This window comes from Bythopirellula sp. (assembly GCF_041737835.1).
GTDB lineage: Bacteria > Planctomycetota > Planctomycetia > Pirellulales > Lacipirellulaceae > Bythopirellula.
Window position 1 is genome coordinate 303503 of the sequence record NZ_JBGSQY010000004.1, and the last position, 24712, is coordinate 328214.

The 24712-nt window shown below is 54.6% G+C and carries 36 protein-coding genes; 33 read left to right on the forward strand and 3 right to left on the reverse strand.

Annotated features, from left to right (window positions below; all coding sequences use genetic code 11):
• Positions 1-26 precede the first annotated feature (26 nt).
• On the reverse strand, positions 27-905 hold the full coding sequence (locus AC6T8Q_RS02700; protein ID WP_500677619.1) for a DUF1559 family PulG-like putative transporter: 879 nt from the start codon (positions 903-905) through the stop codon (positions 27-29).
• Positions 902-1822 (reverse strand): hypothetical protein, encoded by a 921-nt coding sequence (locus AC6T8Q_RS02705; protein WP_500677620.1) that lies wholly within the window; start codon positions 1820-1822, stop codon positions 902-904. The genes AC6T8Q_RS02700 and AC6T8Q_RS02705 overlap by 4 nt, the downstream gene beginning before the upstream one ends.
• 478 nt (positions 1823-2300) lie before the next feature.
• On the opposite strand from AC6T8Q_RS02705, the gene rpsJ reads away from it, so the two are divergent.
• From rpsJ to AC6T8Q_RS02870, 33 genes are all read left to right on the forward strand, one after another.
• Positions 2301-2591: a 30S ribosomal protein S10 gene (rpsJ, locus tag AC6T8Q_RS02710; RefSeq protein WP_500677621.1), complete on the forward strand. Its 291-nt coding sequence runs from the start codon at positions 2301-2303 to the stop codon at positions 2589-2591.
• Positions 2592-2758: 167 nt separating this feature from the next.
• Positions 2759-3412 (forward strand): 50S ribosomal protein L3, encoded by a 654-nt coding sequence (gene rplC / locus AC6T8Q_RS02715; protein ID WP_500677641.1) that lies wholly within the window; start codon positions 2759-2761, stop codon positions 3410-3412.
• Positions 3413-3469: 57 nt separating this feature from the next.
• Positions 3470-4129, forward strand: coding sequence for a 50S ribosomal protein L4 (rplD, locus tag AC6T8Q_RS02720; protein ID WP_500677622.1), 660 nt, complete (start codon positions 3470-3472; stop codon positions 4127-4129).
• A 52-nt stretch (positions 4130-4181) separates the two neighbouring features.
• Positions 4182-4496, forward strand: coding sequence for a 50S ribosomal protein L23 (rplW, locus tag AC6T8Q_RS02725; protein ID WP_496920911.1), 315 nt, complete (start codon positions 4182-4184; stop codon positions 4494-4496).
• Between the two features lie 69 nt (positions 4497-4565).
• Positions 4566-5429, forward strand: a complete 864-nt coding sequence (gene rplB, locus AC6T8Q_RS02730) for a 50S ribosomal protein L2 (RefSeq protein ID WP_500677623.1) — start codon at positions 4566-4568, stop codon at positions 5427-5429.
• Between the two features lie 22 nt (positions 5430-5451).
• Entirely contained in the window at positions 5452-5721 is a 270-nt protein-coding gene (rpsS, locus tag AC6T8Q_RS02735) for a 30S ribosomal protein S19 (RefSeq protein ID WP_496920913.1), read from the forward strand.
• Positions 5722-5803: 82 nt separating this feature from the next.
• Positions 5804-6130 (forward strand): 50S ribosomal protein L22, encoded by a 327-nt coding sequence (gene rplV, locus AC6T8Q_RS02740; RefSeq protein ID WP_500677624.1) that lies wholly within the window; start codon positions 5804-5806, stop codon positions 6128-6130.
• A gap of 52 nt (positions 6131-6182) precedes the next feature.
• On the forward strand, positions 6183-6878 hold the full coding sequence (gene rpsC, locus AC6T8Q_RS02745; RefSeq protein ID WP_496920915.1) for a 30S ribosomal protein S3: 696 nt from the start codon (positions 6183-6185) through the stop codon (positions 6876-6878).
• Positions 6826-7227 carry a 50S ribosomal protein L16 gene (rplP, locus tag AC6T8Q_RS02750; RefSeq protein ID WP_496920916.1) on the forward strand — a complete coding sequence of 134 codons (402 nt, stop codon included), beginning with the start codon at positions 6826-6828 and terminating at the stop codon, positions 7225-7227. Before rpsC ends, rplP begins: the two co-directional genes overlap by 53 nt.
• Positions 7228-7326: 99 nt before the next feature.
• A complete protein-coding gene (gene rpmC, locus AC6T8Q_RS02755) occupies positions 7327-7524 on the forward strand; it encodes a 50S ribosomal protein L29 (RefSeq protein ID WP_496920917.1) in 198 nt (65 codons plus the stop codon).
• A gap of 49 nt (positions 7525-7573) precedes the next feature.
• The gene (rpsQ, locus tag AC6T8Q_RS02760; protein ID WP_500677625.1) at positions 7574-7891 is read left to right on the forward strand and encodes a 30S ribosomal protein S17; all 318 of its coding nucleotides are present in this window, start codon (positions 7574-7576) and stop codon (positions 7889-7891) included.
• A 54-nt stretch (positions 7892-7945) separates the two neighbouring features.
• Positions 7946-8314, forward strand: coding sequence for a 50S ribosomal protein L14 (gene rplN / locus AC6T8Q_RS02765; protein WP_496920919.1), 369 nt, complete (start codon positions 7946-7948; stop codon positions 8312-8314).
• Positions 8315-8316: 2 nt separating this feature from the next.
• The gene (gene rplX, locus AC6T8Q_RS02770) at positions 8317-8667 is read left to right on the forward strand and encodes a 50S ribosomal protein L24 (RefSeq protein ID WP_496920920.1); all 351 of its coding nucleotides are present in this window, start codon (positions 8317-8319) and stop codon (positions 8665-8667) included.
• A gap of 38 nt (positions 8668-8705) precedes the next feature.
• A complete protein-coding gene (gene rplE, locus AC6T8Q_RS02775; RefSeq protein WP_500677626.1) occupies positions 8706-9305 on the forward strand; it encodes a 50S ribosomal protein L5 in 600 nt (199 codons plus the stop codon).
• Positions 9306-9344: 39 nt separating this feature from the next.
• Positions 9345-9530 (forward strand): type Z 30S ribosomal protein S14, encoded by a 186-nt coding sequence (locus AC6T8Q_RS02780; RefSeq protein ID WP_496920922.1) that lies wholly within the window; start codon positions 9345-9347, stop codon positions 9528-9530.
• A gap of 76 nt (positions 9531-9606) precedes the next feature.
• Positions 9607-10008, forward strand: a complete 402-nt coding sequence (gene rpsH, locus AC6T8Q_RS02785) for a 30S ribosomal protein S8 (RefSeq protein WP_500677627.1) — start codon at positions 9607-9609, stop codon at positions 10006-10008.
• 95 nt (positions 10009-10103) lie between these two features.
• Positions 10104-10646 carry a 50S ribosomal protein L6 gene (gene rplF / locus AC6T8Q_RS02790; protein WP_500677628.1) on the forward strand — a complete coding sequence of 181 codons (543 nt, stop codon included), beginning with the start codon at positions 10104-10106 and terminating at the stop codon, positions 10644-10646.
• Positions 10647-10674: 28 nt separating this feature from the next.
• Positions 10675-11043 carry a 50S ribosomal protein L18 gene (rplR, locus tag AC6T8Q_RS02795; RefSeq protein WP_496920925.1) on the forward strand — a complete coding sequence of 123 codons (369 nt, stop codon included), beginning with the start codon at positions 10675-10677 and terminating at the stop codon, positions 11041-11043.
• Positions 11044-11103: 60 nt separating this feature from the next.
• Positions 11104-11619, forward strand: coding sequence for a 30S ribosomal protein S5 (gene rpsE, locus AC6T8Q_RS02800; RefSeq protein WP_500677629.1), 516 nt, complete (start codon positions 11104-11106; stop codon positions 11617-11619).
• Positions 11619-12119 (forward strand): 50S ribosomal protein L15, encoded by a 501-nt coding sequence (gene rplO / locus AC6T8Q_RS02805; RefSeq protein ID WP_500677630.1) that lies wholly within the window; start codon positions 11619-11621, stop codon positions 12117-12119. Before rpsE ends, rplO begins: the two co-directional genes overlap by 1 nt.
• Before the next feature lie 50 nt (positions 12120-12169).
• Positions 12170-13546, forward strand: a complete 1377-nt coding sequence (secY, locus tag AC6T8Q_RS02810) for a preprotein translocase subunit SecY (protein WP_496920927.1) — start codon at positions 12170-12172, stop codon at positions 13544-13546.
• Between the two features lie 67 nt (positions 13547-13613).
• Positions 13614-14195 carry an adenylate kinase gene (locus AC6T8Q_RS02815; protein ID WP_500677631.1) on the forward strand — a complete coding sequence of 194 codons (582 nt, stop codon included), beginning with the start codon at positions 13614-13616 and terminating at the stop codon, positions 14193-14195.
• Positions 14196-14247: 52 nt separating this feature from the next.
• Positions 14248-15060 (forward strand): type I methionyl aminopeptidase, encoded by an 813-nt coding sequence (gene map / locus AC6T8Q_RS02820; protein WP_500677632.1) that lies wholly within the window; start codon positions 14248-14250, stop codon positions 15058-15060.
• Between the two features lie 155 nt (positions 15061-15215).
• A complete protein-coding gene (rpmJ, locus tag AC6T8Q_RS02825; protein WP_496920930.1) occupies positions 15216-15329 on the forward strand; it encodes a 50S ribosomal protein L36 in 114 nt (37 codons plus the stop codon).
• A 109-nt stretch (positions 15330-15438) separates the two neighbouring features.
• Positions 15439-15822, forward strand: coding sequence for a 30S ribosomal protein S13 (gene rpsM, locus AC6T8Q_RS02830; RefSeq protein ID WP_496920931.1), 384 nt, complete (start codon positions 15439-15441; stop codon positions 15820-15822).
• Between the two features lie 63 nt (positions 15823-15885).
• Positions 15886-16284: a 30S ribosomal protein S11 gene (gene rpsK, locus AC6T8Q_RS02835; protein ID WP_496920932.1), complete on the forward strand. Its 399-nt coding sequence runs from the start codon at positions 15886-15888 to the stop codon at positions 16282-16284.
• A 47-nt stretch (positions 16285-16331) separates the two neighbouring features.
• Entirely contained in the window at positions 16332-16958 is a 627-nt protein-coding gene (gene rpsD / locus AC6T8Q_RS02840) for a 30S ribosomal protein S4 (RefSeq protein ID WP_496920933.1), read from the forward strand.
• Positions 16959-17034: 76 nt separating this feature from the next.
• Positions 17035-18030, forward strand: coding sequence for a DNA-directed RNA polymerase subunit alpha (locus AC6T8Q_RS02845; RefSeq protein WP_496920934.1), 996 nt, complete (start codon positions 17035-17037; stop codon positions 18028-18030).
• Positions 18031-18090: 60 nt separating this feature from the next.
• On the forward strand, positions 18091-18720 hold the full coding sequence (locus tag AC6T8Q_RS02850) for a bL17 family ribosomal protein (protein WP_500677633.1): 630 nt from the start codon (positions 18091-18093) through the stop codon (positions 18718-18720).
• 74 nt (positions 18721-18794) lie between these two features.
• Positions 18795-19337 carry a hypothetical protein gene (locus AC6T8Q_RS02855; protein WP_500677634.1) on the forward strand — a complete coding sequence of 181 codons (543 nt, stop codon included), beginning with the start codon at positions 18795-18797 and terminating at the stop codon, positions 19335-19337.
• A 121-nt stretch (positions 19338-19458) separates the two neighbouring features.
• A complete protein-coding gene (locus tag AC6T8Q_RS02860; protein ID WP_500677635.1) occupies positions 19459-20355 on the forward strand; it encodes a hypothetical protein in 897 nt (298 codons plus the stop codon).
• Between the two features lie 123 nt (positions 20356-20478).
• A complete protein-coding gene (fba, locus tag AC6T8Q_RS02865; protein ID WP_500677636.1) occupies positions 20479-21522 on the forward strand; it encodes a class II fructose-bisphosphate aldolase in 1044 nt (347 codons plus the stop codon).
• A 78-nt stretch (positions 21523-21600) separates the two neighbouring features.
• Positions 21601-22425: a DUF3891 family protein gene (locus tag AC6T8Q_RS02870; RefSeq protein ID WP_500677637.1), complete on the forward strand. Its 825-nt coding sequence runs from the start codon at positions 21601-21603 to the stop codon at positions 22423-22425.
• A 625-nt stretch (positions 22426-23050) separates the two neighbouring features.
• Here the strand turns inward: AC6T8Q_RS02870 and AC6T8Q_RS02875 are convergent.
• Complete coding sequence (locus tag AC6T8Q_RS02875) at positions 23051-24082, reverse strand: alpha/beta hydrolase (protein WP_500677638.1); 1032 nt, start codon at positions 24080-24082, stop codon at positions 23051-23053.
• Between the last annotated feature and the right edge of the window lie 630 nt (positions 24083-24712).

Below are 24712 nucleotides of genomic sequence, written 5' to 3' on the forward strand. Positions count from 1 at the left end.
CCGAGAGATGTCATCGGCCAAATTGTTTAGAAGGAATGATCGACTTCGCCGCCAGCACGAGTGGCCAGGGCATCGAGAAGTGCTTCCTCGATATCGTCGGTGATAAATTGAACGGAACCATCGACCATGACGAATTGCACGCCTCCGCGGTGATCGCTTCGGAAAGCGGTGCCGTACTTGCCTGCCGACCCGGGGTCTACTTCAGGATCAGGCCGGGTCTGAGGGTTGAACGGGCCCCAGGTAGCACCAAACGAATCAGATACATAACCCCCAGACCACCTGGGACCGACAGGAGCACTACTTCCAAAAGTTTGGTTCTCGAAGAAGTCCTGCTCTCCGAAAGCAAACGTATTAGTCGTGCCATCGGCAACATCCTTAAGCGCAACGACCGTCGGTCGCGATACCATCGATCCGTTATGCATTGTGATCAACCAAGGTGAATTGCTCCCCGTGCAAGGTGCATAGCTGGTTGCCCCGGGCTGTCCAGCCTCGGGCGTATAGATCATCGAAGGACATAAATAAACGGGGATTGTCGCCTCGACAACACCAGCGTTGTCGGGATGGCTCGTTCCTAGTTCGGGATTGTAGGTCACAAGACGATTCGCCTCTTCCAGGTAAGGCAGCAGAAACAGGAGTGCGCTTTCGCGGTCAGTACCGATGTTGGTGTGAGTTGAGACAGGGGGAAGATAGCCTTTCGCATCGTGGAACATCTGCGTGGCGATGCCGATCTGTCGCAAGTGATTGCGGCAGGTGCAGGTGCGGGCCGTTTCGCGGGCCGCTTGGATCGCCGGCAAGAGCAGAGCCACCAAAACGCCAATGATGGCGATCACGACCAACAGTTCCACGAGCGTAAACGCTACGGATCTCGTGCGACGAGTCTTATGGCACCATCCTAGAAGATTCATCGCGAGCCCACCCGGGAAGTAACCCTGAAACTGAGACCCGTAATGATACCGAATATCACTACCGTTAGTGAAGTAGGCTCGGGAACAAGAAAGGCGGAAAGGGGGAGTTGCAGGGCGGAAAGTTCGCCAATTCCGTAATTCGTCTGCCAGTCCTCAAGGTCGTCCGTGCTTCCGGGGACGGGCGATTCCCCGCTCTGCCAAGCCAGAAAATCACGGCCATCGACGTCGCCATCCCCGTCGAAGTCGCCCAGGATAGCAGTGTCATCGGCGACGAGTAGTGTGTCGACGCGGAGTTCCTGGAAGCTGGAATGGATGCTCGCTTGCAGACGGACACGAAAATCCGAGGAATAAGCTGGCAGCAAGAATTCGAATCTCAATTCTTCCAGGTTGGCAAGTCCGAAAGGGGTTTCAGCTTCTTGGAGGAATAGCTGAGTAACACCGACGAGTTCAGCGTTGGTGCCTCCGGTGAGCGAAGTTCCGTCAAGCTTGACCAGTTCAATCATGTCGGTGAACACGCTGATATCAACTTCGGGGTTGGTGGTGGCCGAGGTTTGCACGATCACACGTGTGCTGTAGCCACTCGTATACAGCGGGTTGGCGCCGCCGTGATTGTAGATGTTGGCGCTGATCCAATAGTCGCCGCTATATGAATAGTAGCCGCCAGAACTCGGAACAAAGCCGGGTGTCTGGACGCCCATGTTTGGAGGCGTGGCGATTGTCGGATTGGCATTTAAGTCGTTGGCAGGCGAGTTCGTTCCGGCAAAGGGGGCAATCAGGCTCGCTTGCCAATTTTGATAAGTGCTACCTGGATCGCCGACGGCCCAGTCCGTTGGCTCTTGGAAATTGAACGCCGCCAGGGCTGGCATCGAAAAAAGCGCCACCAGTAGCGCCGCGCAGGGAGACAAAGATTTACTCATGTGCCGGATACTTTTCTAACTTTCTTCCTGTTCTGGACGAGGGTGATTCGCCAGTATAGCCGTGGCGAGTTGTCAAACAGCAGTATCATCAAAACCAGCTTTTGTTGAGAATGAATCTCAGGAGCATCAGTTTACAGGGAATTAAATCGCTCGCAAGTGCGAAAAATGGAAATCGTAATAAATTACCTAAAAGGTCCACTATGGCCTTGGCTGCTGTGGCGTTGCTTGGGTTGATTGAAAGACGCCTCGCGCTCGGTGGTGAAGTTTGCTTTGAGTGACGTTTGGCGAAGCTCTGCGGACGGGTCTTTAGAAAAATTTCCACACTCTTTAATTTGTGGCCATTGACCACTTTCTGTATTGGCCTTAGAATCTGCGATTCGCCTTTATTCGTGGGCGAGAAGTGGTTCTTTGATATTCAGGTTTTGATTTCAGTTGGGGTTGCGTCGTGGCCGCTGCTAGAGAAGTTATTCGCATTCGGATGGAAGCGTACGATCACTCGGTTTTGGATCAGAGTGCGATGGAGATTGTGGATACTGCTAAGCGGACGAACTCCGAAGTGCATGGTCCTATCCCGTTGCCCACGCGGATTGAGCGTTACACCGTGCTTTCCGGCCCACACGTCGATAAAAAGGCGCGTCAGCAATTCGAAATCCGAACCCATAAAAGGCTCATTGATATTGTCCAGGCCACGGCCAAGACGATTGAGGCCTTGAATAAGTTGAGCTTGCCTGCCGGCGTCGACATTAAAATTAAAGCGACCACTACCTGAGGCAGGTGTTTTTTCCTTTGGATTAATAATAGAGCAGCGCATGTTGCGGAAGTCGCGTAGGTAAGCCTCGCCGCGGCGAGAGTCTCCTCCGTCACAAAACATCGTTAGGGAATCGAGCAATGGCTACAAGCGGTAGAGTTGTCGGCATATTGGGCCGTAAGGTCGGTATGACGCAGATATTTGATGAGGCGGGCATTGCTGTGCCTGTCACCGTTGTGGAAGCCGGTCCCTGTGATGTTTTGCAAGTACGCACTGCCGAGCGTGACGGTTACGAAGCCGTGCAGCTTGGTTATCTCGATAAGCCCCGTCGGTTGGCTTCGCGCGCTCAGCGTGGTCAGGTTGCCAAGCTCGATAGCAAGCGTTCCAAGAAGCGTTCTGCCGCCGGAGTTGAGGCTGTTGCCAAGGCTGGTTGTGAGCCCAAGCGATTCGTGCGTGAAGTTCGTGGTGCCGCAGGCGAGTTAGAGGTGGGCGGCCAGGTCAAGGTTGATGCTTTCGAGGGTATCGCAACTGTTGACATTGTTGGCACTAGTAAGGGTCGCGGTTTTTCTGGTGCGATGAAGCGGCACAATTTCTCCGGTCAGCGTGCGACTCACGGCGTGAAGAAATGTCACCGCCACTTGGGTGGTACGGGTTGCAGTGCGACTCCGAGTCGCTTGATGAAGGGTGTGAAAATGCCGGGACAATACGGTGCGACTCGTTGTACCGTGCGAAATCAAAAAATTGTACGGATCGACGCGGAGAATAATCTGCTGTTGGTTCGTGGCAGCATTCCTGGCCCGAATGGCGGGTATGTCATCGTTAAGAAGTCGAACAAGGTTTAATTTAGACGGGTCTAGAACGCGACTGGTTGTATTAGCCAGATTTATTGGATAGAAGTCATGCCAAAACTCACAGTCCTCGATGCCAAGGGAAAGAAGGTCGGTACGTACTCGATTGAGATGACCGATCTTGCCCCACGCATCAGCAAGCAGCTCCTGCACGACGCGGTCGTGATGTACCAAGCCAATTTGCGGCAAGGTTCGCACATGACGAAGAGTCGTGGCATGGTGAGCGGCTCGTCCAAGAAGCTGTACCGCCAAAAGGGGACGGGTAACGCTCGTGCTGGTTCGCGCCGCAGCGGTACTCGTCGTGGTGGTGGACACATTCACGCAATTCATAATCGCGATTACTCCTACTCTATGCCTCGCAAGGCATTGCAGTTGGCTACGCGGATGGCGATTGCTTCAAAAATTCAAGACGACCAAATCACACTGATCGACAAGCTTGAGTTTGCGGAACCCAAGACGAAGGAAATGGTCGGCGTGATCAAGCACTTGGGTTGCCAAAACGAATCGTTGTTGATCGCGACCGCGGGTCATGCCCCCAATGTTTACAAGAGCGCTCGCAACATTCAGAAGGTGGCCGTTCAGTCGGCTGCGGATTTGAATGCCTTGAGCGTGCTGTCGGCTCATCGGTTGGTTATTACGACCGAGGCTCTCGATCAAATCAAGCAGCGTGCCAGTGCCAACGGAACCAAAGCCAGTGCCGCCGAGGCCTGATGAAAATTGCTTGAACCGCCGCGGTGGTTCAGCTAGTTAAGAGTACAAAGCCATGCCACGACATATTCCTCAAACATCAAGCATTATCCTTGAGCCGCACCAGGTGATTTTGAAGCCATTGGTGACGGAAAAGGGTATGCACCGTTCGACTCGCAATAATGCGTACGCCTTCGAAATTAATCGATTGGCTACCAAGTCTGACGTGAAGCGAGCGGTAGAAGAATTGTTTAGCGTGAAAGTGTTAAGCGTGCATACGCAGAATCGCAAGGGCAAACCTCGCCGCACGAAGATGCAGCTTGGTTATACCCAGGATTGGAAGAAAGCCGTTGTGACGCTCGATGCCGAGCATCGTATTGAATTGTTTTAAGAAAGGCGCGAGCTGTAAGTCGCTTGCCGTTTAGGCTCGTAACTCGAACCGCAAAACTCGCAACTAACTATGGGTATACGCAAATACAATCCGACCAGTGCCGGCCGTCGCGGCGCATCTGTGAGTGACTTTAAGGATCTCACGCCAGGTGCCAAGCCCGAGAAAAGCCTGTTGCGCCCCAAGCCGAAGAAGGGTGGACGCAATTTCCAGGGAAAGATCACCGCTCGGCACCGTGGTGGCGGACACAAGCAGCGTTATCGTTTGATCGACTTCCGTCGCAATAAGGATGGCGTGGCCGCACAAGTGGATTCGATTCAATATGATCCGAATCGCTCGGCTCGCATTGCTTTGTTGCACTACATCGATGGCGAAAAGCGCTACATCATCGCTCCGGATGGTTTGAAGCAGGGCGACAAGGTGATGAGTGGTGCTGAGGCGCCGGCCAAGGTGGGCAATTGCTTGCCGCTGGCCAAGATGCCGCTCGGGACCGAGATTCACAACGTCGAGTTGCGTGAAGGTCGTGGTGGTGTGCTTTGCCGCAGTGCCGGAACACATGCCACTTTGATGGCTCGCGAGGCGGATTGGGCTCAGATATCGCTGCCCAGTGGCGAAATTCGTCGTATCCCATCGGCTTGCCGAGCGACTGTTGGCACAACCAGCAATGGCGACCACAGTGCAGTCGTGTTGGGTAAAGCTGGCCGCAAGCGTTGGATGGGTCGTCGTCCTCACGTGCGTGGTACCGCGATGAACCCAGTCGACCATCCGCATGGTGGTGGTGAAGGTCGTACCAAGGGTGGTCGTCACCCTGTGAGTCCGACCGGCAAGAGTGCCAAGGGTGGTGCGACTCGTAACCGCCGTAAGGCATCGAACAAGTCGATCATTCGTCGCCGCAAGAGCCGACGTTATGGTCAGTTGAAGTTACCGAAAACCTGAAAAGGCTGAGAATTGAATCACTATGGGACGTTCACTTAAAAAAGGGCCGTTTGTTGACCCTAAGCTGTATGCGAAGGTCGATAAGCAGAATGATTCGGGCCGCAAAGAACCCATTACAACTTGGGCTCGCGCATGCACAATCATTCCCGAATTTGTGGGCCATACGTTCTTGGTTTACAACGGCAAGCAGCACTTGAAAGTGTTCGTCACTGAAGACATGGTCGGTCACAAGTTAGGCGAGTTTTCGCCGACTCGCAGTTTCCGTGGCCACGGTGGTAAGGGTAAGAAGTAGATGAGCCGTTAGCAATTAGCCGTTAGCTGCTGAGTCGCAGCAATCTGGCTAAAGCTAAAAGCTAAGAGCTGAAAGCTTAACAATGGCATACACCGCAACACATATGCACGCCCGTATCAGTGCCAGCAAGGTTCGTCCCTTGGCGACGTTGATTCGCGGCAAAAAAGTTGACGACGCACTCGCCATTCTGCGGTATCAACCGCAGCGTGGGGCGCGGATGTTGGAGAAGGTTCTCAAAAGCGCGTTAGGTAACGCCGAGGACTTGCGGGCACCGAATCTGGGTGGCTTGCGAGTGGTCGACGCCCGCGTTGATGGAGGGCCGATGTTCAAGCGAGTTCGCCCGCGTGCTCGTGGCATGGCTCACATCATTAAGAAGCGGTTTTCGCACATTAAGGTATCCATCGAATAGGAAGCTGTCAGCCGTTGGCTGATCACTGCAACAGAAGCTGAGAGCTTAAAACATGGGTCAAAAAGTCAATCCAATTGGTTTTCGCACGGGTATCATGCTGGGCTGGAAGAGCCGCTGGTATGCGTCGAAAAAAGAGTATTCGGAATTGCTGGTCGAAGATTTCAAGATCCGCAAGTACGTTCACTCGAAATACAAGTTTGCTGGTATCCCCAAGGTCGAGATTGAGCGCACCCGCGATGAAGTCAAAGTGATTTTGTTTGCCGCTCGACCCGGTGTGATCATCGGCCGCAAGGGTGAGTCGGTCGAAGCTTTACAAGACGAATTGCAAAAGCTGGTCGGTCGCCGAATCAACATCAAGATCGAAGAAGTGTCGCGTCCTGAGTTGCAAGCCCAGCTTGTGGCCGAGGATATCGCCGAGCAGTTGAGCAAGCGTGCGAGCTTCCGCCGGACGATGAAGCGTTCGATCGAGCAAACAATGGAAGCGGGTGCCAAAGGTATTAAAGTGCAATTGGCTGGCCGTTTGGGTGGTGCCGAAATGGCCCGCCGTGAAAAGCAGATAGCCGGTTCGATTCCGCTCAGCACATTGCGGGCAAAGATCGATTACGGTTTTGTGGAAGCCATGACGGCCCAAGGCCACATTGGCGTTCAGGTTTGGATCAATCAAGGTATGTACGAGGACGAGACCGATGGCGTTGATGCCCAAGAGGGTCAAGCACCGAAAAAGCCAAAGAGGTCGTATAAGAGGTAACGCCACTCGCGGTAACCGAGTCGTCTTTGGCGAATTCGGTCTGCAGGCTATGGAGCCTGGGTGGATTAGCGCTCAAACGATCGAAGCTGGTCGTATCGCCGCGCAGCAGTATGTGCGTGGTGAAGGACGGCTTTATATTCGCGTGTTTCCCCACAAGTCGATTACTTCGATCCCGCTCGAAACTCGTATGGGTAAGGGCAAGGGCGAGCCGGAGTTTTGGGCAGCGGTCGTGAAGCCAGGCACGATTTTGTACGAAGTAGCCGGGGTGAGCGAAGCCGCGGCACGGATTTGCCTGGCGCGCCTAGCGCACAAGATGCCTATCCGCGTCCGCATGGTAAAGAGAACTTAAGATAGTTATTAGCCATTGGCTGTTAGCAAGATTGCCGGAAGTATCTCTGGTTAAGAGCTAACAACTAGTAGCTGAGAGTAATAGCTGAGAGCTTTAACAATGACCAAAGCCAAAGAACTACGCGACATGAGCGACGAGCAATTGGGTCTCACGCTCAAAGAGTCGATGGATAGCTTGTTCCGCTTCCGCGTGCAAGCTCAGACCGACCGCTTGGATGCTCCCAGCGAATTGCGCAAGCAACGTCGGTTGATCGCTCGCATTAAGACCATTCAAACCGAAAAAGCAGCCAGTAAGTGATTTATTAGCCCCGTCGGTTGCGGCGGGTGAATGAAAACCGAGAACACACATGCCTAAGAGACAGTTAATCGGCATCGTCACAAGCGACAAGATGAATAAGAGCCGCCGCGTGGAAATTGGCCGTTTGGTCAAGCACCCCAAGTACGGCAAATTCATCCATCGCCGGACCGTGTGCCACGTGCATGACGAGAATAATGAATCGAACATCGGTGACACGGTCGAGATCATCGAATGTCCGCCAAAGTCAAAGCTCAAGCGTTGGGACTTGGTGCGAATCGTTGCCAAGAATCAGCAAGTGGACATCGCCGCGATGCGTGCCGCCGCTAAGTTGCAAGAGGCTGCAGCTGCTGAAGGTTCTGACGCTTAATTAAGTTATCCAATACAGATTTGAATTACGTAAGAAGTCGTTGAGGCTGAAGCCATGATCCAGATGCAAACCCGTCTTGCCGTTGCCGACAACACGGGCGCCAAGGAAGTGATGTGCGTCAAAGTGTTGGGGGGAAGCCGTCGGCGGTTTGCCCAGTTGGGCGACGTGATTATTTGCAGCGTGAAGAGCGTGATTCCCGGCAGCGACGTCAAGAAAAAGGCGGTCGTGCGTGGGGTGATCGTGCGAGCCAAATATCCGACTCGCCGTAGCGACGGTAGCTATGTGCGATTCGACGCGAACGCCGTGGTATTGATCGACAAAGACAATAACCCCCGTGGAACTCGTATTTTCGGTGCCGTCGCCCGTGAGCTGCGTGAGCGCAAGTTCATGAAGATTGTTAGCCTGGCTAGTGAGGTGGTGTAACGATGTTGATTCGCACTGGAGATACCGTTGAAGTGATTAGCGGCTCCGACAAGGGGACGCAAAACCGCGTGATTCAAATCGATCGCGAGGCCGGCAAGGCTTTGGTCGAAGGTGTGAACCGCGTTTACAAGCACGTACGCCGCAGTCAAAAACATCCCCAAGGTGGTCGGCTCAGCAAAGAGATGCCGATTCAGCTTTCCAACGTGATGTATGTCTGTGGTTCGTGCAACGCCAAGACCCGCTTGGGTGCTCGCTTTAGTAAAGAGGGTGCCAAAGAGCGGTTCTGCAAAAAGTGTGGTGCCGCCGCGGGCGAGATCGCGCCGCCTCACAAGTCGCATAAGAGCAAGTCGTAAACTAATAAATCAAATCGGCGATCCTCAGGATCACGGCTATGGCAACTGATAAGAAAAAAACTGAAACTCAAGGCTCCGCAACGGCTCCCCGTTTGCAGGAGCGTTATACAAAAGAAATTTTGCCGAACTTGGCCAAGAGCCTGGGCCGGACCAATCCCCATTCCCTGCCCAAGTTGCAAAAGATCGTGGTGAGCATGGGCGTGGGAAGTGCGATCTCCGACAAGAAGCACATGGAAGACGCCGTCTCGGCGATGACCGACATCACCGGCCAAAAGCCGTTAGTGTGCAAGGCACGCAAGTCGGTGGCGACTTTCCGTCTTCGCGAGGGTCAAGCGATTGGCTGCAAAGTGACTTTGCGTGGCCGTCGGATGTATGAGTTTTTGGACCGCTTGGTTTCGATTGCTCTGCCGCGCGTGCGTGACTTCCGGGGCCTGAACCCCAACGCATTCGATGGGCGAGGTAATTACAGCTTGGGTCTCAACGAACAGCTCGTGTTTCCTGAGTTAAATCCCGACAAATACACCCGTCCGCAAGGCATGAACATCGCGATGTGTTGTTCAACCGATTCGGACGACGAATCTCGCGAATTGCTCGTCGGTTTTGGCGTGCCGTTCCGCAACGAAAATTCAGACAAGTAAGCATTCCCGTAAGAGAATTATCGAAAGGATACCAACCCCGTGGCGAGCAAATCGAAAATCGCGAAGGCTGAACGCAAGCCGAAATTTTCGACGCGGAGCGAGTCGCGCTGCAAACTTTGCGGCCGGCCCCGTGCCGTTTATCGCAAGTTTGGCATCTGCCGAATTTGTTTTCGCAAGTTGGCGGATCGTGGATTGATTCCCGGCGTCAAGAAGGCCAGTTGGTAACAAGCAATATCCAGACGGTAAGTTTTCCGTCGTAAGCAAATATTTTTGAGACACCCTGTTGAGGGATTAGAAGACTATGATGACCGACCCGATTGCCGACATGCTCACACGCATTCGCAATGCCGTCCGCATTGAACGGCCTGTCGTCGAGATGCCTCACTCCAAGGTCAAGCGCGGCGTAGCCGAAGTGCTGAAGCGTGAAGGTTACATTTGGGACTGGCGCGAAGAGGATGCCAAGGATACCCCTGGCACGCAGTTGCTGATCGACCTGAAATATGGTCCGAACGGTGAGCGCGTGATCCGCCACATCAAACGCGTAAGCAAACCAGGGCGTCGTGTTTACAGTGGCGCCAAGGAGTTGCGTCCGATCCTCAATGGTTTGGGTATTTCCATCATCAGCACTAGCCGGGGTGTGGTCAGCGACCGCGAAGCCCGCCAGAAAAATCTGGGTGGCGAAGTGTTATGCGAGTTGTGGTAAGGAAGAAGTCATTAGCTATTCGTTGTTAGCTGTTAGCGAGAAGGCTGCAGCAATTTCGGCTAATAGCTAAAAGCTAATAACTAAGAGCTTTAAAAATGTCGCGAATCGGAAAAAAACCTGTGACCGTCCCCTCCGGCGTGAAAGTCGCCGTTTCTTCGCGGGAAATCGCCGTGGAAGGAAAGCTTGGCAAGCTGGTCTGGTCGCATCGCCCTGAAGTGCAAGTGGAAGTGGTCGATGACGGTAAGACCGTCAACGTATCGAGTCCTGGCGAAACCCGCGAGGAGCGTGCATTGCACGGCTTAACTCGGGCGCTCATTCAGAACATGGTTGTGGGTGTGGCAACGGGTTACGAAAAGAAGCTTGAAATCCACGGCGTGGGTTACTTGGCTGCAATTCAGAATGGCGTGTTGCAACTCCGGGTGGGATTTGCCAACGAAATTCAAAAGAAAATTCCCGCGGGATTGGATGTTACCTGTCCCGATCAGACGCACGTCGTCATTAAGGGAATCGATAAGCAAAAGGTCGGGCAGTTTGCCGCCGAAGTGCGTGCCGTACGGAAGCCGGAGCCCTACAAGGGCAAGGGCATTCGCTATGATGGCGAGCAAGTCCGTCGTAAGGCTGGTAAGACCGCGAAGTAAGCATTGAAGTAAAGCGAGTAGAAGAGACATGGACCATCATAAAGCAATCGGCAAACAACGGCAGCGTCGTGCGTTTCGTGTGCGGAAGCGCACTCGGGGAACCGCCGAGCGTCCGCGGTTGTGCGTCACGCGCACGTTGCGGAACATCTCTGCCCAGGTGATTGACGACATTGCGGGCGTGACGCTCGCCAGTGCGTCAACCGCGGATAAGGGATTGGCCAAGAGCATTAAGTACGGTGGCAATGTTGCCGCCGCAGAAATGATTGGCAAGGCGATTGCCGAGAAGGCCGCTGCCAAGGGCGTGACCGAGGTTTGTTTCGATCGTGGTGCTTGCAAGTATCACGGTCGCGTGGCGGCACTAGCAAATGCTGCTCGTGAAGGTGGTTTGCAGTTCTAGATGATTTCACCGCGGGAAGTTATCCCGTGGTTCCCGTGCAATTGTTGGAGATAACCAAGCGTGGCTAATCCACCTCGTGGCAAGAGAAAAGAACAAGACGATTCCCCTCGCCAAGGCGAGTTGATGGAGAAGGTCGTTAAGATCAAGCGGTGCTCCGCAGTGGTCAAAGGCGGTCGTCGCTTCAGCTTTGCCGCGATGGTCGTTGTCGGCGATGGCAAGGGAAAAGTTGGTTGGGGCTACGGTAAGGCCAATGAAGTTCCTCCCAGCGTGGAAAAGGCTGTGAAGGAGGGGATGCGGAGCATGAAGGCCGTCGCCCGCTTCGAGTCAACGATTCCCCACATCGTGAAAGGTCACTACGGTGCAGCTGAAGTGATTCTTGTGCCGGCTTCCCCGGGTACGGGCGTTATTGCCGGTGCCGCGGTGCGTGCCGTTTGCGAAGCCGCCGGCATTCACGACATCCTCACCAAATGCTATGGCTCGACCAATCCCGTGACGTTGGTCAAAGCCACCATGGCCGCTCTCGAGCAATTGCGGCCCAAGTATGAAATTGAACGTCTACGCGGAGTGACCCTGTAATGATTCTTAACGACGTCCATCGCGGCATTCAAAAGAATAAAAAGCGCAAGCGCCTTGGTCGTGGTCCTGGATCGGGTCACGGCAAGACATCTGGCCGTGGTTACAACGGTCAAGGTTCGCGTAGCGGCGTATCGAAGTTGTCGATCTTCGTTGGCGGCATGACTCCGCTCGTGCGGCGAATTCCCAAGCGAGGTTTCCATAACAAATTTGCTTCGGAAGTGGTCGCTGTGAACGTTGGCCAACTCGACAAGGCATTCAATGCCGGTGAAGAAGTAACTCTCGAAGCGCTGGCGGCAAAGAATTTGGCCAAAGGTCGTTTCGACGAGCTCAAGATTTTGGGCAACGGCGAGCTCACCAAGAAGCTCAAGATCAATGCCCATCAATTCAGCAAGTCAGCGGTCGAAAAGATCGAAAAAGCAGGATGCGAGATGGTTGTACTGCCCGGTAAAACTCCCGTGGCAGTGAAACAGCGTGCTAAAAAGCAAGCCAAGAAGGGCTAGAATTGCAGCTTGAGAATCATTCTGCAGTTCCATTTCCATAGGATCGAGCCATGTGGGAAAAAATTCGGGTCGTTTGGCAAATCCCTGAGCTGCGACAGAAAATTCTGCTCACGCTTGGTTTGCTGGCGATCTACCGACTCGGCTTTCAGATCCCGCTTCCGATCGTCGATCCTCAAAAAGTGCAAGCCGCGGCCACGAGTGGCCAAACCGGCGGCATGACCGACGTTCTGCAACAAGTGGCCGTGTTCAGCGCGAGCCAGTTGACCCAGGTCACTATCTTTGGCCTGGGCATCATGCCGTACATTTCGGCGTCGATCATCTTCCAACTCTTGGGTAGCGTTTATCCTCCGCTGGAAGCCTTGCAAAAAGAAGGCGAGGCGGGGCGAAAGAAGATCAATGAATACACGCGCTATGCAACGGTGCTGATTTGCATCATTCAAAGCTGGGTGTACGTCAATGCGTATATTGTTCCGCAAGGTTTGGTCGATGTTGCGTTTTTGGATCCCGACACCGAGTCATTGGCCTTCAGTTGGAAAGTCGTAGCCGTCTTGACCATGACCGCGGGTACCGTGTTTCTGATGTGGATCGGCGAGCAGATCGACGAGTTCGGCATCGGCAACGGTATCAGCTTATTGATCATGGCGGGCATCTTGGCCGCCATGCCGAATGCTGGTATCGAGTTATTGCGGTTATCGTCTTTTGAATTGGGTGGCGGCCCCGGCGGCAAGTTGGGAGTGGAACAACTCTTAATGCTGGCGGCAATGTTTGTTGCCGTGGTGGTGGGTGTGGTTTACATCACGCTTGGCCAGCGCCGGATTCCCATGCAAAGTGCCAAGCACGTGCGTGGTCGCCGGGTCTATGGCGGCACTCGCCAGTATTTGCCACTCAAAGTGAATCAATCGGGCGTGATGCCAATTATTTTTGCCAGCAGCTTGTTGATGCTCCCCGCGTTGATTTTCACTCAACTCAATAACATTGCCTGGAAGAACGGTAGTTTTTGGGACAATTTCTTCTCCTGGGCTGCGGATGCGTTCTCTCGAGATTCCTTTGCCTATGTGCTGCTGTACGTCGGCTTGATTTACTTCTTCTGCTATTTCTGGACCGCGATCACCTTCAATCCGAAGGATGTTTCGGAAAATCTTAAAAACTATGGGTCATTCATCCCAGGATATCGACCGGGCAAACGTACCGCCGACTACCTCGAAAAAGTCATGTATCGCATCACTTACGTGGGCGCCGGATTTTTAGCTTTGGTTGCGGTTATTCCCACGGTGATTTCGAACTGGATGGGTGTACCTTATGGGGTAGCCAGTTTCTATGGTGGAACAGGTCTGTTGATTGCCGTGAGCGTTGCCTTTGATTTGGTGCAAAAGATCGACAGTCATTTGGTGATGAGAAACTACTCGGGCTTGCTGGAAAAATCATAGGGAGTGCCGGCGAGACTGATCTACTACAACCCTTGGGCAGGCGAGCGGGGTAGGGAACAAGGTTGTCATGCGGATCGTTTTCATGGGGCCTCCGGGCGCGGGCAAAGGTACGCAGTCGCTGCGCTTAGCGGAACAACTTCAAATCCCCAAGCTCTCCACCGGCGACATGCTGCGTGCGGTTGTGGCTCAGAAAACCGAAGTCGGTGTGCGAGCCGACGAATATATGGTTCAAGGCCATTTGGTTCCCGACGAGTTGGTCGAACGCATTGTTTTCGAGCGGCTCAGTGAACCAGACTGCGAAAACGGCAGCATCATCGATGGCTTTCCGCGGACGGTCCCCCAGGCGGTCGCCTTGGATGAATGGCTGGGCGAGCATCAAGAGCCGCTCGGCGTGGTGATTCAGATCTTTGTGCCGCTGGATGAATTGCTCCGTCGACTAGCGGGCCGTGGCCGCGAGGACGATCATCGTGCGATCGTGGCTGAGCGGCTCAAGCAGTTCGACGAGCTCACCCGCCCGTTGCTGGAATATTATCGTGATCGGGGCATCCTGCATAAAATTGATGGCGTTGGGAAAACAGACGAAGTGTTCGATAGAATTATGGCGGCGGTTGAAGCAGCCGGAACAGCGGCAAGTAGAAAGAGAGCGTGAATTTTCCAAGCGTAGCGAAGGGCTCGTCTGAAAAGTTTGCCATCCACCACCAATGATTCAGTTAAAATCACCACGCGAAATTGGACTGATGCGTCAGGCGGGATTGGCCGTGTGGCGGGCGCATCAGATTGTGGGAGAGATGATCCGACCCGGCGCGACCACTGCCGAGATCGACCGTGCGGTTGAGCAGCATTTCGATAGTTTGGGCGCGGTGCCGCTCTTTAAAAACTATCCGAATTCGGCCAAGAAAAAGCGGCCTTTTCCAGCCGTCACGTGCATGTCGATCAACGAGGCGGTGGTGCATGGAATCCCCAGTAACAAACCGCTCAAAGAGGGTGATATTGTCAGCGTCGACACGGGGTGTCGGTTGAATGGCTGGTGCGGTGACGCGGCCTACACCTACAAAGTGGGCCGGGTGAGCCCCGAGGTGCAAAAGCTGCTAGACGTTACCGAGCAAACCCTTGAGCTGGCGATTGAACTCCTAAACGTCAAGAATTATTGGAGCCAGATTGCCGAGCAGATGGCCCAGTTCGTGTCGGACAATGGCTTTTCCTCGGTTGAGAATTTCGTGGGTCACGGAATTGGCCGGGAAATGCACGAGGATCCGCAGGTACCGAACTACGCCAGCCGGAGTTTGCGTGGCAGTGCCGATTTTCGGATCGAGCCGGGCCTAGTGATCGCCGTCGAGCCGATGGTGAATATGGGCACTAAGCGGGTCAAGATGCTCTCAGATGACTGGACGCAAGTGACCGCCGACGGCAAATTCAGCGCGCATTTCGAGCATACGATTGCCATTACGGCCGATGGCCCGACGCTGCTAACGATTGCCCCTACGCCTGCTGAGATGGGGGAAATTGCGGTTTAGGGGAGCGTGTGGGTTGAGAAAATTTCGATCTCGGCGAAAAGTCCGCGAAAAATCGCGATTTTGCCCGCCGGGAAGGCCTTGAATGCTAGGGCCGAAAAGGTCTATATTCATATGTTTCGCGAGTATCCATTGCTCGCAAGCTAGGGAGCTTAGAGATGAAAGTTCGAGCCAGCGTGAAAGCCATGTGCGATAAGTGCAAGGTCGTGCGCCGCCGCGGCGTGGTATACGTCGTGTGTTCCAATCCTCGCCATAAGCAGCGTCAGGGTTAATGCGAAAGGACGGCGTTGCAAATTGCCGTCTTCGAATGTCGCATCGTTTTTGAATGAATAACCGGCAATCGTGCTGAACGATTGCGATTTTTTTTGGAGTGAGTGACAGATGCCGCGTTTGTTAGGTGTCGATATTCCGACCGATCGTCCGACCGTTATCTCGTTGACCTATCTCTATGGAGTGGGGCCGAAGATCGCACGCGAGTTGTGCAACAAGGCAGGCATCGATCCTCACGGACGTGCTCGCGATCTGGGTGAAGACGAAGTCGCTCGTCTCGCGGCGCTACTCGACAAGGATTATGTCGTTGAAGGTCAGCTGCGCCGCCAAGTGAGCCAGAATATTTCTCGCTTGCGTGATATCGCCTGTTACCGCGGTATTCGTCACCGTCGTGGTCTTCCCGTGCGTGGTCAACGCACCAAGACGAACGCTCGTACGCGTAAGGGTCCGAAGAAGACCGTCGCTGGCAAGAAGGGCGTTAAAGACCTGCGATAGTCGTCAGCTTTTCGTCAAAACAATACCCCGTTCAAATAATCAAGATTTGGAGTACGGCTTACAGTGGCCAAGCAAGTTAAACCAACCAAGGTGAAGAAGAAAACCGTGCGTCGCAACGTGACCGTTGTGATCGCGCACATCAAGTCGACCTTCAATAACACCACCGTGACGATCACCGACACGAAGGGTGATACGTTGTGTTGGGCCAGCGCGGGCACGAGTGGTTTCAAGGGAAGCCGCAAGAGCACTCCGTTTGCCGGTCAGAGTGCCGCTCAGCAGGCCGCGGAAAAGGCCAAGAAGTTTGGCGTCAAGGACGTCGAAGTGAAAGTCAAAGGTCCGGGCAGCGGTCGTGAAAGTGCGATCACCGCGCTTGAGGCTGCCGGACTAAAAGTGAAATCGATTGAGGATGTGACCCCACTGCCGCATAACGGTTGCCGTCCTCGCAAGAAGCGCCGTGTCTAAGGGCGTTATCGCAAGTTTATTCACAGAACATTTGTAAAGATTGATTTATGGCTAGATATACCGGACCTGTTTGTCGTTTGTGTCGTCGCGACGGCCTGAAGTTGTTTTTGAAGGGCGTTCGTTGCGATAGCTCCAAGTGCGCGATCGATCGTCGCCCCGTGCCGCCGGGCCAGCAGCAAGCCAAGCGTGGCAAGCTGACCGATTACGGCCTGCACTTGCGCGAGAAGCAAAAGGTCAAGCATTACTACGGTGTCTTGGAACGTCAGTTCCGCCGCTATTTTGAAAAAGCGGAGCACAGCAAAGGCAACACGGGCGATGCTCTGATGGGTTTGCTCGAGCGTCGCTTGGATAACGTCGTGCATCGGATGGGCTTTGGTGCCAGCCGTGCCGCCGCTCGCCAGTTGGTCAATCATGGTCACGTGACCGTCAATGGCCGTCGCTGCGATATCTCCAGCTACATGGTGAATGTGGGCGACGTAATTCGCGTGAAGAATCGGGCTAAGAGTCTTGATTTGGTACGCGGCGTGTTGGCCGACCATACCAGCGATGTACCAGATTTTCTTTCGGTTTCCGGTGGAGATATCCCCGAAGGAATCGTGAGCCGTCTGCCGGTGGCCGAAGACACTTCGTTGCCGGTGCAAACACAGTTGATCGTCGAGCTTTGTTCTCGTTAATGCTGGCTGAATTTTGAGCCGCAGGCGATTTTGAATCAAAAGAACAGATCCGCTACTTGAAGGGTGGAGGTATCCGATGCATATCCGTTGGCGTGGGCTTGAATTGCCGAGCAAAGTGATTTGTGAGGCTGAAACTTTATCTGCTACTTACGGTAAGTTCATCGCCGAGCCGTTCGAGCGCGGTTTTGGTTCGACCATTGGTAACGGCTTGCGTCGCGTGTTGCTTTCGAGCTTGGAAGGCAGCGCGGTCACGCAGATCAAAGTTCACAATGCCCAGCACGAATTCACCACGATTCCAGGTGTATTGGAAGACGTGACCGATATCGTTCTTAATATCAAGTCGCTTGTTGTGAAGAACTACAGCGACTCGACTAAGGTTTTGCGTGTCGAGCGGAACACCCCTGGTGTTGTTACCGCCGCCGATATCGAAACCGACGAATCTGTAGAAGTTATCAACAAAGATTTGGTGATCGCCAATCTGACCGACAACGTGCCGTTCGTCGTCGAAATGGTTGTCGAGAATGGCCGCGGTTATGTGCCGTCCACCGAGCACAGTGCGAACAGCCAAGAAATCGGCATCATTCCCATTGATGCGATTTTCAGCCCCGTCACCCGCGTGCGTTATGCAATTGAAGAAACTCGCGTCGGTCAAAAGACCAACTACGACAAGTTGGTGCTCGAAGTGCAAACCGATGGCTCGGTGAATCCGGAAATGGCAATGGTCGAAGCTGCCAAGATTCTGCGTAAGCATCTTACTCCGTTTGTGCAATACACCGAGTTGGGCCCACAAGTTCATGCTCCTTCACGCAGCGGCATTCCGCTGACGATGGACTCTGCTTTGGAATCCAAGCTCAACATGAGCATTTCCGAATTGAATCTTTCGGTGCGAGCTAGCAACTGCTTGGAAGCCGAGCACATTATGTTCGTGCGTGATCTCGTATCAAAGACGGAAGACCAGCTGCTCGAAGTGCGAAACTTTGGCGAAACCACGTTGGCTGAAGTTCGTCAAAAGCTGCGTGACTTGAACTTGCATTTGGGTATGCGAATTCCTACTTCCGCAGCGGCTCACTAAAAACTGAAATTAACCTCTAACACCTACCCGTGTTAGCATTTTCCTGATTGGCGACTGAACATGAGACATCGCAATAAAGGCCGCAAGCTCGGCCGCAATCCGAAACACCAACGAGCCTTGCTGCGCAACTTGGCCAGCGCGCTGATCCTTACCGAGCGCGATGCCGAATTCGACGACAACAAGCCCAAGGTGAAGGGTCGTATCATCACGACAATCGCCAAGGCGAAGGAAGTTCGCCCCTTGGTCGAGAAGTGTGTTACGATTGCCCGCCGTTCGCTGTCGGCTCAGGAAGCCGCCCGTGAGCATGGCACGTCGGCTGAACGTGGTAGCCAGGAATGGAAGAAATGGCGTGAAAGCGATCAATGGACCGCTTGGGCCCAAGCAGTGGCACCGGCCGTGGCTGCTCGCCGTCGTTGTATTCAGCTTCTCGGTGATAAGCAAGCGGTCAGCATCTTGTTTGCTGAAATTGCTCCTCGGTTTGCAGAGCGTCCCGGTGGTTATACACGCATCGTGCGTTTGGCCCAACCACGTCTTGGCGATGCCGGCGTGCAGGCGATTCTGGAATTTGTCGGCGTTCGTGACCGCGTAGTCCAACGCAGCCAGAAGCCAGCGTTCGAAGATACCGAGCCTGCTGCTCCCGCGAAGGCAGAACCTGCTGCTGAAACAAGCGAAGCTCCCGCCGCGGAGTGATTTGAGCTTTCCTCCTGTTCGATTGTAGAGCGGCTATGGAGAGCCCGCGTCACGCTTTCGATTTCACGCATTCCATGCTTCGGCTCTGCGCGGATATTGCCTCGCGATCGCCTGAGTTCAGTTATGTCGATGTAAGTCGCGTCGCGTTCAATATCTGCCAAACGCGCCGTGACGTTTCCCACGGCATGTATGCATCGCTTACGCCGCTCCGGTTTGCTCACGGCGCCGAGCAAAAGGTCGTCCGAGGTGTGAGCTGGACGGTTGAACCCTTAAAAGACGAGCGCGGCCGGGATTATCTGTATCTCCTGAGCTTCTACTTGCCGCGATTTCAAAATACTTCGCTGGAAGAAAAGCTCATCACGGTCTTTCACGAGCTATGGCATATCGCGCCGGAGTTTAATGGTGACCTCCGCCGCCACGCGGGGCGTTGTTACGCTCATGGCCCTTCCCGGGAAAGCTATGATGCCCAGATGAAGCGTCTGGCGCAATCCTGGTTAGCCCTCGATCCGCCAAGCCATTTGTACGAGTTCTTATCGCTATCATTTACGGAACTCGTTGCCGAATATGGTTCGATTCGTGGCCAACGCTGGCGGGCACCACGGCTTGTGCGGCGGTAGGAACCGCTAGCACTGCCAGTTTCAATTGACGAATCGCCAGCAGATTCGTACAGTCGCCACCTCTTCCGTCCGTTTTGCTCGACCAATTGCGTGGGGAACAACCCCTCGGCACGGTAATGCTATGTCTGGCCAGAAACCCTATCAACGCTGGTTCACACGATGTGTGCTGCTCGGTTTGATGAGTTGCCTGGCGATGATCACAGGTTGCGGTGCCGTGTTGACCACGGCTGCCGTTAGTACGCCCCAATCGATTCTCAAGGCCGTGCGTACAGGATCCGATCGGGTGACGCTCGAAATCTTTCAAGTGCGCGTACCCGCCGATGACAAGCAATTGACCAAAGAACTCTGGCAAGCGGCCGATGAGCAGCGGCTCGATCTCGATGTACGTAATCGGTTGGTAAGCAACGGTTTTCGCGCGGGAGTGATCGCGGGCACACTGCCCGATGCCTTGGCCAAATCTTTGAATCTGCAAAGCGAAATGCCCGAGGAAGAGAAGGAACGGGTGATCGACGAAAATTCAGCGACCCCGAAAGTGACCCGCCGTGTTTTGCAACTCAAACGGGGTGAGCCCGCCACGATTCAAACCTCCGAAGTCCAACCATTGCTCAATGTCTTGCTTAACACCGAAAGTGGCTTGCAAGGCAAGAGCTATCAAGAAGTGCAGGGGGTCTATTCGCTGCGTGCCCAGACCCTGCCGGCTCAGCGTGTGAAAGTTGAGCTTGTGCCCGAACTTCAGCACGGCGAGATGCGCAATCGTTACGCTGGCAGCGACCAGGGGATTCTGGTGGTTACGCCATCGCGCGAACGGAAAGTCTTCGACCAGATGAAAATGAGCGTGCCACTTGCCGCCGGTGAATTGCTGATCGTGTCCGGAATTCCTGATGCGCCGGCCAGTTTGGGGAGTGCCTTCCACGCCGAAGAGCGGGCTGGCGTAGCCGAGCAAAAATTGGTGCTCATCCGCCTGTTGCAAGTCCCCGACAGCGAAATTCTGGCCGACGTTTCTGCGGCCGCCAAATGAGTTGGTAGGCAGAGGACAGGCCCTGCGTGGCCCCCTCCGCGAGCCGTCTTGAACTTGGTATAATCGGGGTTCGTTTATAGACCAGCCAGACACGTAAGTGAGTTTTAGACCAAGGAGTTTCCTATGCCACTGGTACCCATGCGATTGTTGTTGGATCACGCCGCCGAAAATGACTACGGCTTGGCCGCGTTCAATGTGAACAACATGGAGCAAATCCAAGCGATCATGGAAGCCGCCAAGGAGACGAACTCTCCCGTGATCGTGCAGGCAAGCCGTGGCGCCCGTTCCTATTCGCAGGACAATTACCTGCGTCATCTCATGCTGGCCGCTGCTGAGTTGTATCCCGAAATTCCCATCGTCATGCACCAGGATCACGGCAATAGCCCCGAAACCTGCAAAAGCGCGATCGAGAATGGCTTTACAAGCGTGATGATGGACGGTTCGCTCGAAGCCGACGGCAAAACCCCCGCCAGCTACGACTACAACGTCAAGGTTACTAAGGACGTCGTAAAATCGGCCCACGCTCAGGGCGTGTCGGTCGAAGGCGAACTCGGCTGCCTGGGTTCGTTGGTTTCCGGCGAAGGCGAGCAAGAGGATGGCCACGGAGCCACCGGCACGCTGTCGCACGATCAATTGCTGACCGATCCCGAAGAAGCCGAACGCTTTGTCTCGGAAACCGGCGTCGACGCCTTGGCGGTTGCGATTGGTACGAGCCACGGAGCTTACAAATTTACAGCTAAGCCGACCGGCGAAGTGTTGGCCATGGATCGCATCGAAGAGATTCACCGCCGCTTGCCGAATTGCCACTTGGTGATGCACGGTTCGAGCAGCGTGCCGCAAGACTTGCAGGACATCATCAACAAGTACGGCGGCCAGCTCAAGCAAACCTGGGGCGTGCCGGTCGAGGAAATCCAACGCGGCATCAAGCACGGCGTGCGCAAGATCAATGTCGATACTGACAATCGCTTGGCCATCACGGGTGCGATTCGCAAAGTGTTCATGGAAACGCCCGAGAAGTTCGATCCCCGCGACTATCTCAAGCCCGCTCGCGATGCGATGAAAAAGGTCTGCATCGACCGCATGGTCGCGTTTGGTCAGGCTGGCCAAGCTTCGAAGATCAAACCAGTCTCGATCGGTAAGTTCGCCAGCTACTACGCCGCGGTGTAGTCGATAGACGTCGATCAGCGTAATCATAATGCCGGGGGCGTAACCACCCCCGGCATTTTTTATGTACAGGAGCCAGCCATGATTCGCCGGGAGCTGACCTTTGCCGATGGCCAACCCCAGTGGCTGCTGATTTCGCAAGTCGAACACGCCCGGCTGAGCGGCGAGCTGGCTCGCCGCTGTATCGATAGGTTTGGTCCTCCCAGCGCGGAGGTGTCTTCCGTGCGGCAGGAATTGCTCGACGCGATCACGCATCACGACGACGGTTGGCTTGAATGGGAACACGAGCCGCGACTCGATGCTGAGCATGGCTGGCCGTTATCGTTTTTGGAACTTCCCACGGAGGAAGCATTTTCGATTTGGGATCGGTCAATTCAAGTCGCACGAAGCCAGGGTGATCTGGCGGCTTGGGTTGTGGCGGGTCATTTCAGTGCGCTTCTTTGTACGGTCGGTCAGCATGCCAATGAACCGATCGCCCGCGATTGGCTGCACCGCGTGGCCATTGAGCGGAGCGAATGGTTCGCCCGTTGGCATGCCCGCGACGGAGCACTCCACACGGCCGAGCTCGCTGGCGAAGCTCTCAAGTGGTTGCAACTGTTCGACGTCCTGAGCTTGTGGCCTTGTTCGCAGTATCCAGTTCCAGGGGAACAAGCACCCCGTTACCCGCAGCCGTTTTCCTTCGCGGAAAATTGGACGCTCATCCACGAGATCCGCCCGGCGAGCGAGCAACCGCCCGGTGGCCCTTGCCGGATTATTTTCGATCCTTGGCCGTTTCGTGAAACGGAATTTCTTATTCAAGCGGCGGCCGACTTGGTGCCGGTGCGTCACTACACAAGCCCGCGGGAACTCCGCGCCAGTCGCGCGCCGTTCGTGGCGGAGTGGTTGCTGACTTCGCGGACACTTTAACCACTACCTGTTGTGGTGGCTTTAATTTTACCACTACATGTTGTGGTTTGTTCGAAGCACATGTGCGTTTTTTAAAAACGATGGCTCTGGGGTGGGTGGCAGGGGTGTCTGCACCGGTAGGACGGCTCGGTGACGGGACGATCTGCACAGAGCGCGCAGCAAGAAACGGCCTAACGGCGAAGTCGCCGTCGGCTCGTTGGATTTTCTGATTCAACATGACCCGATGCATGTTTTTAGAGCGTGGGCGCCCACGCTTTCCAAAACGTGTTCTTCGCGCACAATCCACGAGATCACCCGGGGTTTGAACTGTCGCTGACGTTTCGTTACCTGACGGCGCCTCTCGAGACCGTTTCTCGACGTGCAGCAAGTGCCAGCCGAGATTCGTTTGACAAATCAAACGCGCCGGATAACGTACCCGCGACTCCTAGGGTTTTCTGGTAGGATTCTTCGCTTGGAACAAGAACGAACATAGCAGATTGCGCGGCCAAAAACGAGAAGAAAAGAGGTCAGAGGTCAGAGGTCAGAGGTCGGGGGTCAGGGGACAGAAGAAATCGATGGAGTGAATCTTGAGCCCAAACTCGCTAGCTTGGAGAGCAACGTTATGCCGCCACCGGACCAAAAGGTGCTAGTTTTTGGGTTTGAGGTAGCCGTGCATGGCCAGCCATTTGACGTAGGCATCGAACCAGCCAGTGCTGGTGGTCGTTTTTTGGTACATGCCGAAGCCGTGGCCCCCTTGTTCGTAATAGTGAAACTCCACGGGGTGTTTGGCCTGATGCCAACTTTCAATCAGGCCGAAGTTCGTGCCGCCAAAGATCGGATCGTCAGCGGCTAAGGCGACGAAGAGCGGAGGTGCGTCGGGCGGGACGTCCACTGCCGACAGGGGCCCATAGATGTTTCCAATAAAGGCCGGTTTGGCCTCGCTGCTGTTGAGGGTGGTGGCCATGGTCAGCATAGCGCCCGCGGAGAAACCGATCATGCCGATGCGGTCTGGATCGACGTGCCACTTTGCCGCGTTGGCACGGACGAGGGCGAAGGCGGCGTTGGCGTCAGCGATCATCGGCGCGATTCGCTCGGCCATGTCTCCGGGAGAAGGGCGCGTCGCCGAACGCCCGCCCACGTTTGCACTGGGCGGTGGTCCGCCCATTGGCGTCTTCGCGTATTCATCGAGATCTGCCGGCGTTTGGTTGAGACGGTATTTAAGGACGAATGCGGCGATCCCCTGATCGGCGAGTGCGCGGGCCACATTCCAGCCCTCGTTTTCCATTGAGAGGGTGCGGAAGCCACCGCCCGGCGCGACGATTACCGCCGCCCCTGTTGCTTTCGACGGGTCCGGCAGGAAGGGAGTCAGAGTGGCGACGGTGACGTTGCGGGCGAACATCGAGCCGTACTGGCTGTGCCACGACTCCGGGACGGTGGCATTGGGTAGAGGGCCCGTACCGAGTTCGATGGCGTCGGGCTGCGGTGGGATCGGGATCGCTGTCATCTCGTCGCCAGCGGGGGCGGTCGCCGGGGTCTGATTCGCTGGCGCTTGATTGGTCGGCTGGGCCATCGTGCGCTGCGCGAGGACTCCGGCCGTGAAGAGTGCGAACCAAGCGAGGTGCTTGCGAGCATTACCGACGATTTCGAGGGCGGTTCTAGGCCGAGGCAGGATTGTCATTGCAGCAGTCCTTATTCACGGGCGTGGGAGTGAGCTAGCGCGGTCAGCTTGGTTAGGCGAGCAGAGAGAACTAGTCAAGAATAGTAATTTAGTCGTTTACCTTACCAGGATGCATCAATACTACAACCACTCGGCGGTGTCTCACGGCCTAAGCGAATTCGGACGTTTCCGACCTGCAAGCCAGTGCCAGCCGAGATTCGTTTGACAAATCAAACGCGCCGAATAACGTACCCGCGACTCCTAGGGTTTTCCTGTAGGATTCTTCGCTCGGAACAAGAGCGAACATAGCAGATTGCGCGGCCAAATTCGACAACAAAAGTTGGTAAAAACCTCTCTTGCAAGAGTGAGTATGCGTCGACAAAAAACGTGATAGTCGTGGTTCAATTTGCCTTTTCATGCATCCGCGATTGGTTGATGGGATTACCCGGTGGCGGCAAAACGAGTAAAATCATCATAATCTGGTAGCATTTGCAATAACTAGACTGATAGAATGAAAGTGCTAGTTTATCCCATCTTTTAGCGTATTTCTTGCCATGCTTAAACGTTTATTCTGTATTAGCGCTGTTTCGATCTGTTTTAGTTTGTGTGTTGGCACGCTAGGGTTCGCCGATATTTTTCAGTGGGAGTATG

Excerpts from the sequence above, each read along its gene's own strand:
- AC6T8Q_RS02700 (WP_500677619.1), bottom strand. The coding sequence starts at position 905 with ATGAATCTTCTAGGATGGTGCCATAAGACTCGTCGCACGAGATCCGTA.
- AC6T8Q_RS02850 (WP_500677633.1), top strand. The coding sequence starts at position 18,091 with ATGAGACATCGCAATAAAGGCCGCAAGCTCGGCCGCAATCCGAAACAC.
- rpsJ (WP_500677621.1), top strand. The coding sequence starts at position 2,301 with ATGGAAGCGTACGATCACTCGGTTTTGGATCAGAGTGCGATGGAGATT.
- fba (WP_500677636.1), top strand. The coding sequence starts at position 20,479 with ATGCCACTGGTACCCATGCGATTGTTGTTGGATCACGCCGCCGAAAAT.
- AC6T8Q_RS02870 (WP_500677637.1), top strand. The coding sequence starts at position 21,601 with ATGATTCGCCGGGAGCTGACCTTTGCCGATGGCCAACCCCAGTGGCTG.
- rpsD (WP_496920933.1), top strand. The coding sequence starts at position 16,332 with ATGGCTAGATATACCGGACCTGTTTGTCGTTTGTGTCGTCGCGACGGC.
- AC6T8Q_RS02855 (WP_500677634.1), top strand. The coding sequence starts at position 18,795 with ATGCTTCGGCTCTGCGCGGATATTGCCTCGCGATCGCCTGAGTTCAGT.
- rplF (WP_500677628.1), top strand. The coding sequence starts at position 10,104 with ATGTCGCGAATCGGAAAAAAACCTGTGACCGTCCCCTCCGGCGTGAAA.
- rplN (WP_496920919.1), top strand. The coding sequence starts at position 7,946 with ATGATCCAGATGCAAACCCGTCTTGCCGTTGCCGACAACACGGGCGCC.
- AC6T8Q_RS02860 (WP_500677635.1), top strand. The coding sequence starts at position 19,459 with ATGTCTGGCCAGAAACCCTATCAACGCTGGTTCACACGATGTGTGCTG.
- rpsH (WP_500677627.1), top strand. The coding sequence starts at position 9,607 with ATGATGACCGACCCGATTGCCGACATGCTCACACGCATTCGCAATGCC.
- rplB (WP_500677623.1), top strand. The coding sequence starts at position 4,566 with ATGGGTATACGCAAATACAATCCGACCAGTGCCGGCCGTCGCGGCGCA.
- rplO (WP_500677630.1), top strand. The coding sequence starts at position 11,619 with ATGATTCTTAACGACGTCCATCGCGGCATTCAAAAGAATAAAAAGCGC.
- rplV (WP_500677624.1), top strand. The coding sequence starts at position 5,804 with ATGGCATACACCGCAACACATATGCACGCCCGTATCAGTGCCAGCAAG.
- rpmC (WP_496920917.1), top strand. The coding sequence starts at position 7,327 with ATGACCAAAGCCAAAGAACTACGCGACATGAGCGACGAGCAATTGGGT.
- rpmJ (WP_496920930.1), top strand. The coding sequence starts at position 15,216 with ATGAAAGTTCGAGCCAGCGTGAAAGCCATGTGCGATAAGTGCAAGGTC.
- rplX (WP_496920920.1), top strand. The coding sequence starts at position 8,317 with ATGTTGATTCGCACTGGAGATACCGTTGAAGTGATTAGCGGCTCCGAC.
- rpsQ (WP_500677625.1), top strand. The coding sequence starts at position 7,574 with ATGCCTAAGAGACAGTTAATCGGCATCGTCACAAGCGACAAGATGAAT.
- AC6T8Q_RS02705 (WP_500677620.1), bottom strand. The coding sequence starts at position 1,822 with ATGAGTAAATCTTTGTCTCCCTGCGCGGCGCTACTGGTGGCGCTTTTT.
- rplR (WP_496920925.1), top strand. The coding sequence starts at position 10,675 with ATGGACCATCATAAAGCAATCGGCAAACAACGGCAGCGTCGTGCGTTT.
- AC6T8Q_RS02815 (WP_500677631.1), top strand. The coding sequence starts at position 13,614 with ATGCGGATCGTTTTCATGGGGCCTCCGGGCGCGGGCAAAGGTACGCAG.
- secY (WP_496920927.1), top strand. The coding sequence starts at position 12,170 with ATGTGGGAAAAAATTCGGGTCGTTTGGCAAATCCCTGAGCTGCGACAG.
- rpsS (WP_496920913.1), top strand. The coding sequence starts at position 5,452 with ATGGGACGTTCACTTAAAAAAGGGCCGTTTGTTGACCCTAAGCTGTAT.
- rplW (WP_496920911.1), top strand. The coding sequence starts at position 4,182 with ATGCCACGACATATTCCTCAAACATCAAGCATTATCCTTGAGCCGCAC.
- rpsC (WP_496920915.1), top strand. The coding sequence starts at position 6,183 with ATGGGTCAAAAAGTCAATCCAATTGGTTTTCGCACGGGTATCATGCTG.
- map (WP_500677632.1), top strand. The coding sequence starts at position 14,248 with ATGATTCAGTTAAAATCACCACGCGAAATTGGACTGATGCGTCAGGCG.
- rplP (WP_496920916.1), top strand. The coding sequence starts at position 6,826 with ATGCCCAAGAGGGTCAAGCACCGAAAAAGCCAAAGAGGTCGTATAAGA.
- AC6T8Q_RS02875 (WP_500677638.1), bottom strand. The coding sequence starts at position 24,082 with ATGACAATCCTGCCTCGGCCTAGAACCGCCCTCGAAATCGTCGGTAAT.
- rplE (WP_500677626.1), top strand. The coding sequence starts at position 8,706 with ATGGCAACTGATAAGAAAAAAACTGAAACTCAAGGCTCCGCAACGGCT.
- rplD (WP_500677622.1), top strand. The coding sequence starts at position 3,470 with ATGCCAAAACTCACAGTCCTCGATGCCAAGGGAAAGAAGGTCGGTACG.
- rplC (WP_500677641.1), top strand. The coding sequence starts at position 2,759 with ATGACGCAGATATTTGATGAGGCGGGCATTGCTGTGCCTGTCACCGTT.
- AC6T8Q_RS02845 (WP_496920934.1), top strand. The coding sequence starts at position 17,035 with ATGCATATCCGTTGGCGTGGGCTTGAATTGCCGAGCAAAGTGATTTGT.
- rpsM (WP_496920931.1), top strand. The coding sequence starts at position 15,439 with ATGCCGCGTTTGTTAGGTGTCGATATTCCGACCGATCGTCCGACCGTT.